The organism is Nocardia caishijiensis NBRC 108228 (genome assembly GCF_001612825.1).
Lineage (GTDB): Bacteria > Actinomycetota > Actinomycetes > Mycobacteriales > Mycobacteriaceae > Nocardia > Nocardia caishijiensis.
Map to the genome: position 1 here is coordinate 46,143 of NZ_BDBE01000034.1, position 15,218 is coordinate 61,360.

The 15,218-nt window shown below is 70.6% G+C and carries 12 protein-coding genes; 6 read left to right on the plus strand and 6 right to left on the minus strand.

What is annotated here, in order from left to right:
• Positions 1 to 4: 4 nt before the first annotated feature.
• The 3 genes from NC7_RS18445 to NC7_RS18455 form a co-directional block, all read right to left on the minus strand.
• A complete protein-coding gene (locus NC7_RS18445) occupies positions 5 to 787 on the minus strand; it encodes an ABC-2 transporter permease (RefSeq protein ID WP_067984793.1) in 783 nt (260 codons plus the stop codon).
• 172 nt (positions 788 to 959) lie between these two features.
• Positions 960 to 1,922 carry an ATP-binding cassette domain-containing protein gene (locus NC7_RS18450; protein WP_067984795.1) on the minus strand — a complete coding sequence of 321 codons (963 nt, stop codon included), beginning with the start codon at positions 1,920 to 1,922 and terminating at the stop codon, positions 960 to 962.
• The gene (locus tag NC7_RS18455) at positions 1,919 to 2,638 is read right to left on the minus strand and encodes a hypothetical protein (RefSeq protein ID WP_236573477.1); all 720 of its coding nucleotides are present in this window, start codon (positions 2,636 to 2,638) and stop codon (positions 1,919 to 1,921) included. Before NC7_RS18455 ends, NC7_RS18450 begins: the two co-directional genes overlap by 4 nt.
• Positions 2,639 to 2,792: 154 nt before the next feature.
• Here NC7_RS18455 and NC7_RS18460 point away from each other — a divergent pair, with 154 nt between their 5' ends.
• Together NC7_RS18460 and NC7_RS18465 are read left to right on the plus strand one after the other, a co-directional pair.
• Complete coding sequence (locus NC7_RS18460; RefSeq protein WP_067984797.1) at positions 2,793 to 3,587, plus strand: enoyl-CoA hydratase/isomerase family protein; 795 nt, start codon at positions 2,793 to 2,795, stop codon at positions 3,585 to 3,587.
• A gap of 78 nt (positions 3,588 to 3,665) precedes the next feature.
• Positions 3,666 to 4,973 carry a class I adenylate-forming enzyme family protein gene (locus NC7_RS18465; protein ID WP_084458609.1) on the plus strand — a complete coding sequence of 436 codons (1,308 nt, stop codon included), beginning with the start codon at positions 3,666 to 3,668 and terminating at the stop codon, positions 4,971 to 4,973.
• A gap of 1 nt (position 4,974) precedes the next feature.
• Here the strand turns inward: NC7_RS18465 and NC7_RS18470 are convergent, their stop codons facing one another.
• On the minus strand, positions 4,975 to 5,718 hold the full coding sequence (locus NC7_RS18470) for a tyrosine-protein phosphatase (RefSeq protein ID WP_067984799.1): 744 nt from the start codon (positions 5,716 to 5,718) through the stop codon (positions 4,975 to 4,977).
• 396 nt (positions 5,719 to 6,114) lie between these two features.
• Here NC7_RS18470 and NC7_RS18475 point away from each other — a divergent pair, with 396 nt between their 5' ends.
• Together NC7_RS18475 and NC7_RS18480 are read left to right on the plus strand one after the other, a co-directional pair.
• Positions 6,115 to 6,594 (plus strand): TetR family transcriptional regulator, encoded by a 480-nt coding sequence (locus NC7_RS18475; RefSeq protein ID WP_236573478.1) that lies wholly within the window; start codon positions 6,115 to 6,117, stop codon positions 6,592 to 6,594.
• Between the two features lie 41 nt (positions 6,595 to 6,635).
• A complete protein-coding gene (locus NC7_RS18480; protein ID WP_084458589.1) occupies positions 6,636 to 7,814 on the plus strand; it encodes an amino acid deaminase/aldolase in 1,179 nt (392 codons plus the stop codon).
• 63 nt (positions 7,815 to 7,877) lie between these two features.
• On the opposite strand, the gene NC7_RS18485 is transcribed toward NC7_RS18480, so the two are convergent.
• Entirely contained in the window at positions 7,878 to 8,528 is a 651-nt protein-coding gene (locus NC7_RS18485; protein ID WP_067984803.1) for a phosphoribosyltransferase, read from the minus strand.
• An 11-nt stretch (positions 8,529 to 8,539) separates the two neighbouring features.
• A complete protein-coding gene (locus NC7_RS18490; protein ID WP_067984806.1) occupies positions 8,540 to 9,397 on the minus strand; it encodes a carbon-nitrogen hydrolase family protein in 858 nt (285 codons plus the stop codon).
• 62 nt (positions 9,398 to 9,459) lie between these two features.
• Here NC7_RS18490 and NC7_RS18495 point away from each other — a divergent pair, with 62 nt between their 5' ends.
• Both NC7_RS18495 and NC7_RS30230 read left to right on the plus strand, forming a co-directional pair.
• Positions 9,460 to 11,262, plus strand: coding sequence for a DEAD/DEAH box helicase (locus tag NC7_RS18495; protein WP_067984808.1), 1,803 nt, complete (start codon positions 9,460 to 9,462; stop codon positions 11,260 to 11,262).
• Between the two features lie 81 nt (positions 11,263 to 11,343).
• Positions 11,344 to 15,147 carry a bifunctional RecB family nuclease/DEAD/DEAH box helicase gene (locus NC7_RS30230; protein WP_236573479.1) on the plus strand — a complete coding sequence of 1,268 codons (3,804 nt, stop codon included), beginning with the start codon at positions 11,344 to 11,346 and terminating at the stop codon, positions 15,145 to 15,147.
• Positions 15,148 to 15,218: the final 71 nt, after the last annotated feature.

Genomic DNA, 15,218 nt, shown 5'->3' on the forward strand with positions numbered 1-15,218 from the left:
GGCACTACAGGTCGCGGTTGCGCAGGTCCCACCACCCGGCGGCGCCGACGGCGATGGTCCACAGGAGCAGGACGACCAGGGCGGCCGGGGTCGGCGCGAAGATCTCGGCGTCGTCGAACGACCCGGCGCTCACCCCGGCCACGGTCGACGACACCGGCAGCACGGCCGTGAGCCCACCGGCCCCGAAACCCTTGGCCACCAACCAGATCAGCGGCTCGAGCACGAAGGCCCAGCCGAGTACCAGCCACACCGCCGCACCGGTGGTGCGCAGCAGCAGTCCGATGCCCGCACCGAGCACCGCCCAGCACAGCGCGACGAGCAGCCCGGCGCCGAGCACTTCCAGCAGCGGCCAGCCGAACTCGAACTTGCCACGCCCGGCGGCCACGAGTACGAGCATCGACGCCACTTCGGCGAGGACCGCGACTACCAGCGAAATCCCCGCCACCGCCGCGTATTTCGCGATGACCAGCCGGTCGCGATCCGGGGCGAACACGGCGGTGAGGGCCATGGTCTTGCGCTTGTACTCGCCACCGGTCGCGCCGATACCGAGCAGCGCCGCGACCACGAACACCGCGACGAGTGCCAGGAACAGGCCGATGGTCGCGGCGCCGGTCACGGGCTGCCCGGTCGGGTCGTAGCGGCCCGACATCAGTGCGGTGATCAGGGTCGCGACCAGCGCCACCGCGAACGGCCCGGCGAGTAACAACCGATTGGGCCGCAGCGTGAACACCTTGCGTGTCTCGGCGTCGACTCCGGGGAGCAGATCCTCGGGCAGCACGGTGGTCATCGGGTCATCCCCTCCGAAGTCGGGGCCGAGGCGGAATCGAAAGTCCGCACCGGCTCGGGCGTCACGCGGAACCGCTTCTCACCCTGGGCATCCTGGGCCGGGTCGCCACAGGTCGATCGCGTGGTCGACGGTGCGGCGCGCCGCGGTGGCTCTCGGTCTTCGCGCGTCGAGATCATCGCGACATCCCGAACGACGGTGGGGCCGGGGCGAAAGCGGGGCTCGCCGGGGCCGGTATCCGGTGCTGATGCCTGCGCGGTTTGGTGAGCGAGGCCAGCACCCGGTCGGGATGGATGGGGTCGGCGACGATGCTGCCGATCCGCACCTCGGCCGCCTCGGCGATCGAACGAATGGTCGCCTCGTCGGCCTCGGCGACGGCCAGGCGGCCGTCGGGACGCATCACCGCGTCGGTGAAGCCACGCGTCGCCAGGGCTGTGGCCAGGGCGATCGAAGGGGAGGAGGCGATGACGAGCCGGTCGGGGTGGCCGCGTCGCAGTTTGGCCGGGGTGCCCTGCCAGACCACGGCACCCTCGCTCAGCACCACCAGATGATCGGCCGCCGACACCACGTCGGCCAGGCTGCCCGCGCTCACCAGCACGGTGCCGCCTCGGCCGACATGGCCGCGCAGCATCTGCTGCAACCAGCCGCGTTCCAAGCCGTCGGCGTCGGCGAACAGATCGTCGAGGACGAGCAGCGGGGGATCGGCGAGCAGTGCCGTCGCCAGGGCGAGCCGGGTCTGCTGGCCCGGATTCAGCTGGGCCACCACGGTATCGGCGAGGGGGCCAAGGCCCGTCGTCGTCAGCACGGCCTCGACTTGCCGCCCGCCGACCCCGGCGACCGGGGCGTAACACGACAGTTGATCGCGCACGGTGCGCGCCGGATGCAGTCCGCGCGGCAGCAGCACCGCGCCGACGGCGGACGGCCCGCGCCCCACCGTCACCTCCACCCGGCCGGTGCTCGGCCGCTGTAGACCGAGCACCATCCGCAGCAGCGCCGTCTTGCCCGCGCCCGTCGGCCCGACCAGCGCGGTCACCGCGCCGGTCGGCACCGTGAAGTCGACGCCGTCGACGGCGCTGACCTGGTCGAACACCTTTCCGACGCCGCGCACCAGCACGGCATCGCCCCCGGCCTTCCTCACTGCTTACGCGCCGGGTCGGTACCGAGCGCGGGCAGCGGATCGGCGTCGATGACGTTGTGCAGCGGGGTGGGCCACAGCGCGGGCGCGGGACCGAAAGCCTTGTGCGAGTTCTCGATCGTCGCCTTGCCGAGCGCGCGATTGCCCGCACCGCCGATCGCGGCGCCGATACCGGCGGGCAGCACCTTGCCCGCCATCAGCGCGGCCCGCTTGGTGATGAAGCGTTTGATGAACTGCTGCAGCAGTTTGCTGTTGATCGCGCCCATGCCGGGCACCCGGCCCGCCAGCGTGCTCGCCCAGTTCTGCGACTGCGTGCGCAGACCCTTCTGCACGATGGCGATGCCCGCGTCGCCGAGGACGACGGCGAGTACCAGCGCGCGCCGCGCCTCCTGGTCCTCGGGTTCGATGCCTTGCACAGCGGCCCTGGCCAGCGTGAACAGCGCCGAGGCCTCCATGAAGAACGCCGTCTCCGCCCCCACCGCGCCGAGCGCGGCCAGCGTGCCGATGCCGGGCACCGCCGCGGTCGCGCCCACCGCGGCACCACTGCCGGTCACCGCGAGCAGGTACTGCTTCTCCAGCCGTTCGACGATCTGGGCCGGGCTCTCCCCGGGATGACGTTCCCGCAGGTACCGCACATAGCGCCGCACGGCAGGCGCCTGCAGCTTGGAACCGGTGTCGAGAACATCGACTACGGCCTTCTCGATCGCACTCTTGAACACGGCGTCGTCCTCCTCTTCGACCGACGAGTCGAACTGTAGGGCACCTGGGTCCCCGACAGCCCATCATGCCAACGACTACCGACACCGCTGTGGTTCCGCGATGTGGGCGGGCTCTCCACCCCCGCGCCCCGCGCTCGGGTTCTACGCTGACCGGATGAGTGAAACGAACCCGACCCGACTCACGCGCGAGTTCACCGACGCCGGTGCCGAGATCGCCACGATCACCATCGATCATCCGCCGCTCAACCTCTTCGACCGGCCGCTGATCGACGCGCTGATCGCCGATGTCGCCGCGCTCACCGCGCGGCCGCCGCGCGCCGTGCTGGTGCGGGCCGAGGGCAAGGTGGTCTCCGGTGGCGTCGACGTGCACGTCTTCGAGGGGCGCAGCGCCGAGGAGGGCGCCCAGCTGTGGCGCGACCTGTTCGAGCAACTCATCCATCCGCTCGAGGCGCTGCCGTGCCCGGTGGTGTTCGCCGCGCACGGGCTCACCCTCACCGCCGCCTTCGAGATGTCGCTGGCCTGCGACATCATCCTCGCCGCGCCGAAGGCGAAGTTCGGGCTGGTGGAGACGGTGGTCGGGCTGACGCCGTCGATGGGTGGCCCGCAGCGACTGGCCGAACGGGCCGGGTCGGGCCGGGCCCGCGAGTTCGTGATGACCGGCGACCTCTACGACGCCGCGACCATGGCCGACTGGGGTGTGGTCAATGCCGTCCACGACGACGTCGACACCGCCGCCCGCGCCCTGGCGGCCCGCCTCGCCGACGGGCCGACCCGCGCGCACGCCGCGACCAAGCAGGTCATCGAGGCGTGGCGTTCCGGCGGTGTGGCACACGCGGATTCGGTGACCCCGGAGGTGTCGGGCGCCCTGTTCGACACCGCCGACCTGCGCGGCGCCGTGCGCAGTTTCCTCGATGTCGGCCCAGGTAAGGCGACCTACAAGGGCGAGTGAACGCCGAGCGCCTGACAGCACTGTGATCCACGTCATATAGTCGGAGATGCGACGCCGAGCGAGTACGTGGAGGTCTTGATGGGTGAGCCGGAATCGGACACGACCGCACGCTCGGCGGGTGGCGCGCCGGGGCGCGGCGCCGCGGCGGCGTCGATCACGAGCGGACCCGATTTCCGGGCGTTCCGGTCGTCGCCGGTCGGCACCGGCGTGCTCGGCTGCGGACAACTGCGGCGCGGTCCCGACGGGGTGTTGCGTTACGGCGATCTGCACCCCGCGCTCACCGAACTGCTCGACCTGCGCGTGCATTCCTTCACCAACCGCGAAGCCGTGGTCGAGGTCGGCGGTCCCCGCCTGACCTACCGCGAACTGTGGCACAGTGCCGCGCGCATCGCGGGCGGTCTACAGGGGCACGGCGTCGGCTACGGCGACCGGGTCGCGGTGCACATGCCGACGGGCGCGCGCTGGGTCCAGGCGTTCCTTGGTGCCCTGCTGTCCGGCGCGGTGCCCGTCCTGATCCCCGAGGGGCTCGGCGCCGATCTGGCCGCCCGCGTGATCGCCGACAGTCGCGCCGACTTCGTGCTCGGACCCGAGGGTCCACTGCCCGACAGCACCGCCTACATCGATGACGGTGCGGCACTCGATGATCCGGCGCTGCTCTGCTACACCGGCGCCCCCGCGCGCGGTCCGGTGCCCGCCGGGGTGGAGCTCACCAACGAGAACCTCCTGTCGGCGGTGTCGTCGATGGTCGGCGCGCTCGGCCTGTCCGCCGACGGTGTGCGCAACCTGGTGCTGTTGCCGCTGGCCCATGCCAGCGGGTGCGTCGACCAGCTGTTGCCGACCTTCGCCGTCGGCGGCACCGTCGTTCTCGCGCCGGGTGCCCGCTGTCTGGCCGACGTGCTGGTCAGCGAGCGGATCGACACCGTCTCGGCCACCCCACGTATCTTCGCCGACCTGCTGCCCGCTTTCGCCGAGCGCCGCTCGGGCGCCGCCGTCCGACGGGTGAGCAAGGCCTGCCACCGCTCCGAACGTGCCGCCGCCCCGGCGTCGGCCCCGCTCACCGGCGCGTTGCGCGCGTTGTTCCCCGACGCGCGCCAGTGGTCGGTGTGGGGCGCCACCGAGACCAGCGGCATCGGTCTGCTCGTCGACGACACCGACCGCACCGAATCGGCCCTCGGATTCGCCTTCGGCGGAACGGAATTGGCACTGTCGGGCCCGCAGGCCCGGCAGGGGCGCGGCGAGCTGCTCTGTCGCGGCCCGAATGTCAGCAGGCGCTACTGGAACAACCCCGACGCCACCGCCGCCCGGTTCAGCGGAACCTGGTTCCACACGGGCGATTTCGTGCGGATCGACACCGACGGCCTGGTCCACGCCGAGCCGTTGGGCTGAGTCACACCAGCGCGGCGCGCAGTGCTTCGCGCAGGTCGCCGGTGAGGCCGATCTCGGTGAGGTAGCCCTCGGTGTCGCCGTGGTGTTCGCGCACGGTGGCGTCGGCGGTGCGCAGGTACTCCTCGCGCACGCCGAGGATGTCGACCGAGAGGGCCTCGCCCCCGCCGATCTTGGGTTCGAGCAGTACCCGTAGCGGCTCCACGGCGGCATTGCTGGCCAGGAAGTCGGTGTAGATGTCGTCCTCGTGCACGCCGACCGCGCGCAGCACGGTCGCCACCGCCCAGCCGGTGCGGTCCTTGCCCGCCGCGCAGTGCACCAGCACCGCGCCGTCGCCGTCGACGATCGAGGCGGCCAGCCGGGTGATCGCCTCGCCCGCCTCGGGGAGCAGGGGGAACTGCCGGTACACCTCGACCATGTGCGCGTACGCGCTGACCGTGGCGGCCTCGTGTGGCGGTGCCTCCTCCATGCGCGAGTCGAACGGGGTGACGTGCAGGCGGACGCCCCCGGGCAGGGTGTCGTGGCCGATGTGGTCGATCTCGGCCGGGCCGCGCAGATCGTGCACATCGGTGACCCGCAGTTCGCCGAGGGTGGCCAGCCCCTGCTCGTCGAGGCCGCTGAGCTGGGCCGAACGCAGGAGCACGCCGGGGCGGACGGTGCCGCCGTCGACGGTGCGCAGCCCGCCCACATCGCGGAAATTGAAGGTGCCACTGAGGGCGAACTGGTCGGCGCGGGGCGAGAGAGTCACCCGTCCAGATTATCGGCGGTCCGCGTCGGTGTGGACGGAGTCGGCCGATCGGTCACGCGGAGTGTGACGTGCGTTTCCCCGCGCGACACGTGTGCGCTCACCCACAGGAACGTGAGGTCGGCTACCGCGACTTGTACCATCGACCAGTAAGCCGATTACAGCGGGGGCATGTATTCGAACACCCAAACAAAATCCAGCCGTATGGTCGGTTTTTTATCAAGGTCGCATTCGGGTAACAAAACAATCTTTCAGTCTGAAAAGGATGGCTGAACCAGTTCGTGAATCCAGAAAACCTTCTAAGATCGTGCTTGCGGGATTGGACCAACCTCGATGAGGGACCTTCCCGACCAGCTCGCATCGCCGCGGGCAGCGAAATTTGTTGCCGAGGAGTTGTCGTTGAGCGCCAGTCGTGAACTAACCGATACATCTTTGCGACCCGTCGTTCGCCGGGCCGTGGAAGCCGCCGCCGCGAGTTCGGATACCGCGGGCCTGCGGGCACTGCGTATCTGTCTGCATGCGGGGCTCAGTGCGTATTGGCCGGTGGTGAAAGCCGCCCCGGCGAGCAGTATCAGATCGTATGAGACCGCGCTGCGGACCCTGCGAGAGCGGTGGATCGAGCCCGGTGACAATGTCGGCGATCCGTCGGCGATCGTGATGTTCCGTCAGATGGATGCCGAGGCGGCGGAGTTCCTCGAGCTGTGTGCGCAACTGTCCGGCGCCCAGTGGCTCGAGCCGGTGGACTCGATCGCGAGCTACCTCGTCTCGGTGTTCCACGGCGCGGTGCTGCGCTGGCTCGCCGACGGCAACGACGAGACCATCCTCGTCGTCACCGACGATCTCGTCGGTTGCCTCACCCTCAAGGCCGTCGAAGCCTGAGATTACTGGACGAGTGACCAGATAGGTGGTTCAGTAGACGGGTGACCGAGACAACAGCGCTGCACCACCTGCACGACGCCACCGCTGACCTCGACCCGCCGCTGGCGGCGCTCGATCTGTCCCGGCTCGACGCCAATGCCGCCGACCTGCGCCGCCGCGCGAACGGCGTCGCCATCCGCGTGGCGAGCAAATCGGTGCGCTGCCGTGCGGTGCTCGAGCGGGTGCTCGGCACCGGCCTCACCTCGGCCGACGGCTTCGCGGGCATCATGGCCTACTCCCTGCGGGAAGCCATCTGGCTGGCCCGCCTCGGCGCCCGCGACATCCTGCTCGGCTACCCGACCCTCGACCGGGCCGCGCTGGCCGAGCTCGCGGGCGCGCCGACGCTGCTGTCCTCGATCACGCTGATGATCGACGACGTCGCCCAGCTCGACCTGACCCGCGCCGCGCTCGGCACCGATACCGTCCATCCCCGCGTCTGCCTCGACGTCGACGCCGCCCTGCGCATCGGCCCGCTGCACCTGGGCGCACGTCGTTCCCCGATTCGCACGCCCGACCAGGCCGCCGTGCTGGCGACGCAGGCGCGAGCGCGCGGCTTCGAGGTGGTCGGCGTGATGACCTACGAGGCGCAGATCGCGGGCCTGCCCGACAGCAATCCGGCCGTGCGCGTGGTCAAGCGCCTCTCCGCCGCCGAGATCGGCCGCCGCCGCACCCAGGTGCTCGACGCGGTCCGCATGGTCACCGGGCCACTCGAGATCGTCAACAGCGGCGGCACCGGTTCGATCGAGGTCTCGATCAGCGATCCCGACGTCACCGAGGTGACCGCCGGTTCGGGTCTCTACGTGCCGACCCTGTTCGACCACTATCGCTCCTTCACCCCGCGTCCCGCCCTGTTCTTCGCCACGCCGGTGCTGCGCAAACCCACCCCGAGCATCGCCACCGTCTTCGCGGGCGGCTACATCGCCTCCGGCCCCGCCGGTCCGAGCCGGGTGCCGCTGCCGGTCTGGCCCGCCGGGTTGAAGCTGCTCGGCGCCGAGGGCGCTGGCGAGGTGCAGACCCCGTTGGCGGGTGGGTCCGAACTCGAGATCGGCGACCGCGTCTGGTTCCGGCACGCGAAGGCGGGCGAGCTGTGCGAACGCTTCGCCGAGATCCACCTGGTCGACGAATCGGGCACCCGCACAACAGTTCCCACCTATCGGGGCGAAGGGCAGTGCTTCGGCTGATCGCTCGCGGGGTCGGATCGGCGACCCAACATCGCGCCGGTGGCCGGATCGACGCCGCCGCGCTCAATCGCCACGACGTGGTCTACGAGCAGAGCTGAAGAGCAGGTCGGTGACCTCGTCGTCGGTGAGCTGGTGGAAGTCGTGGTAGGCGCCGCCGACGCCGCCGAGGTCGGGCGGAGCCCAGAGGCAGACCAGCTCGTCGCACTCGGGCTGGACGCGGGGGAGCGCCTCGGGGGCGGAAACCGGCATCGCCACGATCAACCGGGCGGGTTCCTGTGCGCGCGCGACGCGGCAGGCGGCCGCCACCGTGGCGCCGGTGGCCATGCCGTCGTCCACGATCACCACCGTCCGATCCCGCATCGACACGGGGTCGCCGTCGCGCAGCAGGGCCCGCCGACGGGCCAGTTCGGCGCGTTCGGCGCGTTCGACTTCGGCGAACGCCGTCTCGCTCACCCGGCCGCGGGCAACCACGTCGTCGTTGAGCACCAACACGTCGTTCTCGCCGAGCGCGCCCATCGCCAGTTCCGGATGCCTCGGCAACCCGAGTTTGCGCACCAGCAGGACATCGAGTTCCCCATCGATCGCCTCGGCGACGGCCGCCGCCACCGGTACCCCGCCACGCGGCAACCCGAGCACCAGCGGGCGCGTGCCCCGCAGATTGTCCAGGGCCGTGCCGAGAGCGCGGCCCGCCGCAGCGCGATCCGGGTACACCATCGCTTCGAACGCTACTCCGCGTCGGCCTCCGCCGACACTGTGAAGCGGCGCAACGACAGGCTCGGATTGGCGGTGCGCACCCTGGCCAGGTGGGCCGGGTCGATCGACGCGGTGAGCACGCCCGGCTCGTCGCCGAGCTCGGCGAGCACGGTGCCCGCCGGGTCGACGATCATCGACGCACCGGCACCGAGCGGCGCGCACTGATCGGCCGCCGCCACATAGACGGTGTTCTCGATGGCCCGCGCCCGCAGCAGCGTGGTCCACTGATCGACCTTCGCGGGGCCGGGAATCCACTGCGCGGGCAGCAGCAGCACATGCGCCCCCGCCGCGGCGACACGCCGACATCCCTCGGGAAAACGCAGATCGAAGCAGGTCTGCATGCCGAAGATCACACCGTCGACGGTGAAGGTGGCGGGCTCGAGCAGTGGACCGGCCGCCACGACGTCGGATTCCAGGTGCCCGAAAGCGTCGTAGAGATGCACCTTGCGGTAGAGCGCGAGGCGCGCGCCGTCGGGTCCGTGCGCGACGAGGGTATTGCTGATGCGGTCCGCGCCCGGTGTCGGCAATTCGACGACACCGGCCACCAGGTGCACCCCGAATTCGGCGGCGAGCGCGGCGAGTCCGGTGGTGAACGGCCCGTCGAGCGGCTCGGCGGCGGCGACGACCCGATCGTCGAGACGGGTCACGGCAAACATCGAGTATTCGGGTGCGACCACGACCCGCGCACCGGCTTCGGCAGCGGTGCGCACGTATTCACGGAGGGCGGCCAGATTGGCCGACGTGTCGGTCTGCGGGGCGAATTGGACGACCGCGATCGGCACCGTCGTCGCGGCGTGTTCCTGATGCGATGACCCGTTGTGCAGCTGCATGGGTCACACCGTATTCACCCGGTGGCCCGATCAGCTACCGCCAGGCAGTAAACTCGTGGTCAATGAACACAAATGAGGTCGACAGCGTTCCTGCCGACGACGACAGGCACGACAACGGCCCGACCTTCGCCGATCTCGGGATCGATGACCGCGTCCTCGCGGCCATCGCCGATGTGGGCTACGAGTCGCCGTCGCCGATCCAGGCGGCCACGATTCCCCCACTGCTCTCCGGCGCTGACGTCGTCGGCCTGGCCCAGACGGGCACCGGCAAAACCGCCGCATTCGCGATCCCGATCCTGATGAATCTGGACACCGCGCAGAAGAAGCCGAGCGCGCTGGTGCTCGCGCCGACCCGCGAACTCGCGATCCAGGTCGCCGAGGCGTTCGGCAAGTACTCCTCGCACATCCCCGGTCTCCACGTGCTGCCGATCTACGGCGGCCAGAGCTACGGCGTGCAGCTGTCGGGTCTGCGCCGCGGCGCGCACGTGGTCGTCGGTACGCCCGGCCGCGTCATCGACCACCTGGAGAAGGGCACGCTCGATCTGACCGAGCTGCGCTACCTGGTGCTCGACGAGGCCGACGAGATGCTCAAGATGGGCTTCCAGGAGGACGTGGAGCGCATCCTGCGCGACACTCCGCGCGACAAGCAGGTCGCCCTGTTCTCGGCCACCATGCCCGGTGCGATCCGCAAGATCTCCAAGCAGTACCTCGACGACCCGGTCGAGATCACGGTCAAGTCGAAGACCACGACCAACACCAACATCACCCAGCGCTATGTGCAGGTGTCGCATCAGCGCAAGCTCGATGCGCTCACTCGGGTCCTCGAGGTCGAGGACTTCGAGGCGATGATCATCTTCGTGCGCACCAAGCAGGCCACCGAGGAGCTGGCCGAGAAGTTGCGCTCGCGCGGATTCTCCGCCGCCGCGATCAACGGTGACATCGCGCAGAACCAGCGTGAACGCACCATCGGTCAGCTGAAGTCGGGTGCGCTCGACATCCTCGTCGCCACCGATGTGGCCGCGCGTGGTCTCGACGTCGACCGCATCTCGCACGTCGTGAACTACGACATCCCGCACGACACCGAGTCGTACGTGCACCGCATCGGCCGCACCGGTCGCGCGGGCCGCTCGGGTCAGGCGCTGCTGTTCGTCGCGCCGCGTGAACGTCATCTGCTCAAGGCGATCGAGCGGGCCACCCGGCATCCGCTCATCGAGATGCAGCTGCCGAGCGTGGACGACGTCAACGCCACCCGTGTCTCGAAGTTCGGCGACATGATCACCGAGAACCTGTCGTCGGACAACATCGCGTTGTTCCGCAAACTGATCGAGGACTACGAGGCCGAGCACAACACCCCGCTGGTCGACATCGCGGCGGCGCTGGCCGTCGGTGGTTTCGACGGCGACAACTTCTTCATGGAGGCCGAGCCGGAGCCCGCGCCGCGGCGCGACCGGGATCGGGACCGCGATCGCGAGCGTGCCCCGCGCCGCTACGACGACGAGGACCGTGGACCGCGTCCGCCGTCGTTCTCGCGTGAGACCGGCGCGGAGCTGGCCACCTACCGGATCAGTGTCGGCAAGCGGCACCGTGTGGTGCCCGGCGCGATCGTCGGCGCCATCGCCAACGAGGGTGGGCTGCGGCGCAGCGACTTCGGGCACATCAGCATCCGGCCCGACTACAGCCTCGTCGAGTTGCCCGCGAACCTGCCGCACGAGACGCTGGAAGCGTTGCGGCGCACCAGGATCAGCGGTGTGCTCATCCAGCTGCAGCCGGATCAGGGCCCGCCGTCGCAGCGGCTCAACGCGCGCGGACCCCGGCGCGACCGTGAGGCCCGTCCGCGTACCGAACGGCGTAAGCCGCGCACGTAGCGCACCCTCGCACGTAGACGAGTCCATGGGTCGCTCCATGGGCTGTCTCGGCGCTGGCTAAGGTGTTGCCGTCGGGTGTGCGTGAACACAGGAGGGCCGCGTTTGTTCGTCTCCGGTGATCGGGTGATCGGTGCTGTCGGCGATCTCGTGCGCGCGGCGGACTGCGAGTTCGCGCTGCTGCGCGGGGTCGACGCCGCCCTCGGCAACCTCCCCGGCACCCGAGACGCCGCCGCGGATCTGGTGCGCGCCGTCGACGTTTCCCCGGAGTTGCTGCGGCACTTCGGGGACGGGTTGATCCACATCCCCACCCCCGATCCCGTCGACGCCACCACTCTCAGCGAAGCCGCCGCACGCACCACCGACGCCCTGCGTGCCGGTGCCGAGGCGATCGCCGGTGCGGTCTTCTTCGACGGTCGATTCGTCTGCCAGGCAGACCTTCTCGTGCGCGACGGTGCGCGGTACGTGGTGCACAGTGCCGTCGCACCTGCGCGAGTGGGGTTTCCGCGCGAGGCGCCTCAGCATGATGCCGGGGCGTCGGGAGTCGGCCTGCCCAGTCGATCTCGCCGAGATGACACGCTGGACAGCGGCGTGGACGGCGAGGCGTGCCGGGGCTCGAGTGGTGAGGTCGCCCCCGTCGGCAGCGATGGGGGAGACAACGAATCGCGCGTCGGCTGTGCGGGCGGGTTCGGTGGCGCACGTGCCGAGTCGCCCCGGGACCGGGGCCTCGGGGCGGAAGCCGGTCGTGATGAACCGGGTCCGCTTGTCGAGTCCGGTTCTGGTGTCGCGGGTTTCGATGCTGACGACCATCGGGTGTTGCGGCGTGAACTCGCGGCGGGGCGGACGCCGTTCGAGCGGGTTTCGGCGTCGGTGCGGTCGGTTGGGGTCGATCCGGTTCGGCTGGAGCTGTGTGCTCGGGTCGAAGTAGCCGCGTGCGTCGAGGCATTGGCGGCGGCCGGGGTGGATGTCGACCCGGTGGCGCGAATTTCGACGCCGACCGGTGAACGTGGCGTGGTCGCAGCGGAACTCGAGCCGATCTACCGGGCGCGGCGGGCGCGGGTGGAACACGTCGTCGAGGAGAAGCTCACCGAATTGCTGCCCGTGCAGTGGGGTGACCCGCGCTACTTGGCGTGTGGGCAGTGCCCGACGTGCCGTGCGGCGGCCGCGACCGCACGGGACTTGCTGCTGGTAGCGGGGATTCGGCCCACCCAGCGGGCCCGGCTGCGCGAAGCGGGCGTGCTCACCATCGACCGACTCGCCGCCACCACCGTTCCCGTCCCCGGCCTCGCCCCGCGCACCGTCACCGAACTGCGCCGCCAAGCCGACATCCAGCTCACCCGCGAGCGCACGGCCACCCCCACCTTCGCTCTGCGCGATGCCACCGCCCTCGGCGCCCTCCCCACCCCTCGGCCCGGCGACCTGGCCCTGCTCATCGACCTGGACCGCCGGGGAACCATCACCTCGGTAGAACTCGCCGACGCGACAACCACTGTCTTCCGCCCGGACCCCTCGCCGATCGCGTCGACCGACCCGCGCGACGCGCAGGCCAGCGACTACGGAACATTCGGGAGGAACGGCTGGCCCGACTCCCACGAGGGTTTTCCGACGGGCGCCGGAGGGCTCGGAACTTCAGCGACGGGCGGCGGTCTCGGCCCGTCCACCCAGGGCGGGTACGGCCCGGATGTGCTCGAGGAACTGCTCGACATCATCGGTGAGTATCGGGCGCTGGATCCGGATGCGCGGGTCTATCACTACGGGTCGGCGGTTCGGACCGCCCTGCTGGACTGGTCGGGGCGGTTCGGTGTTGGAGCCGATCAGCTCGACGAACTGCTCGCCGACGGGGCACTGGTCGACCTGGCACCCGTAGTGCGCACCGCATTGCTGATCGGTGAGCAGTCCTACGACGTGGCCGGATTGGCCGCCCTGGTGCCCGGCGCACATGGTCGTGCGGCCACCGTGCTGGGGATCCGGGACTGGTTGCTCGAGCGGGCGGCCGATGCGGGGATCGAGGTGCCCGGCCCACGGTTCGCGGTGGCCGAGACCGACATTCCGCCGTCGTTACGGACGGGTTCGCTGGAGGCAGCACTGGCCGAATTCGCCGTCGACGCCCATGGCGACGCGGCGAGGGCGGCCGCGCTCACGGCCGCGGTGCTCGGCTACCACCGGCGCGAACGGCAGCCGAGATGGTGGGCCCACATCGACCGGCTCGGGCACCCGGTGGGCGAGTGGGCCGACGCACCGGGCGTGCTGGTCGCCGAGTGGGGCACCGTCGACACCAAATGGCACCGCACACCCCAGCTGCCGACGATGCGCCGCTACCTCACCCTCACCGGCCGCCTCGGCACCGGCGCCACCCTGACCCCCGGCACCCAGATGGTCACCATCTACGACGGCGCGGCCGCGGCGGGCATGACCCAGACGCTCGGTCGGCGCGCCACCGCGACGGCCACCGTGCTCGGCTGCGCGGTCGACGCCGATTTCGACGACACCGTGCGCCTGGAGGAACTGCTCCCGGCGGGCTGCCCGCCCTACGACGACCTGCCCGCCGCCATCGCCCCTGGCCCGCCCGACGGCGAAGCCGATCTCGAGGCGGCCCTGGAAGCCACCGCCCAGGACCTCCTGGTGACGTTGCCGTCGGTGCCCGCCAATGCCGTCTACGACCTGCTGCTGCGTCGCGGGCCCCGCCTGCGCGACGGCGCGCCGCTACCCCGGCCCGAAAGCGACATCACGCAGGCCGTCGTCCAGGCGACCGCCGCGCTCGACGCCTCCTACCTGGCGGTGCACGGCCCGCCGGGCACCGGCAAGACCGCGACGACGGGCCGCGCCATCGAGCGCCTGGTCACCCGGCACCGCTGGCGGATCGGGGTGGTCGCCCGCTCGCACGAGGTGATCGAGCGGATCTTCGACGCGGTCGTGGAGGCCGGGTTGCTGCCCGAACTCGTCGCGAAGAAGGACGTGGCGTCGGTTGGCCGCGAATGGTCGGCGATCGAGGCCGGTCGGTATCCCCGATTCCTCGACAACGCCGTGAACGGGTGCGTGATCGGTGGCACCACCGCCGATTTCGTGGACGAGACACTCGTCGCCCCCGGTTCGCTCGACCTGTTGGTGATCGCCGACGCGGGTGAATGCTCGCTGGCCGACACGGCCGCCGTCGCGGTGAGCGCGCGCAACCTGCTGCTCGTCGGTGATCCCGAGCCCGCGCTCGCCCAGGCCGAACACCCCGAGCCGATTCATGTTTCGGCCCTCGAGTGGCTGTGCGACGGCGCGGCCACCTTGCCGCCGGAGTACGGCTACTTCCTCGACCGCACCTGGCGGATGCACCCCGCGGTGTGCGCGCCGGTGTCGGTGAGCTGCTACGACGGCAAGCTCACGGCGGTCGAGGCCGTCACCCGCGCCCGCGATCTCGCCGGGATCGCGCCCGGGGTGAATACGGTGTTCGTCGAACATCGTGGCAGCGCGACCGAATCCGACGCCGAGGCCCGCGAGGTGGTGCGCCGCGTGCGCGCCCTGCTCGGCGAAACCTGGACCTCCGGTGCGCGCACCCGCAAACTGCACCCGCACGACGTCTTCGTGGTCGCCCCTTACGCCGCGCAGGTGGCGCGCATCCGAACCCTGCTGGCGCGCGCCAAGATCGAGGACGTCCTCGTCGGCACCCCCGACCGTTTCCGGGGTCGTGAAGCCGCCGTGGTCGTGCTGTCGATGACCACCTCCACCCCCGACGACGCTCCCTTCGGTATGCGCGCACTCCTCTCGCGCACCGTCATCCACGCCACCCTGTGCCGTGCCATGTGGAAAGCGATCATCATCCGCTCGCCGCTGCTCACCGAGTACCTGCCGGACACCCCGGAAGAACTCACCGCCCTGCGCGGCTTCCTCCAGCTCGGTTGAAACACTCGGCGGCCCACCACCCGTCGCGCGGCGCAGCCGCCCGCGCTCGATCGACAACTCGCCCCACGAGC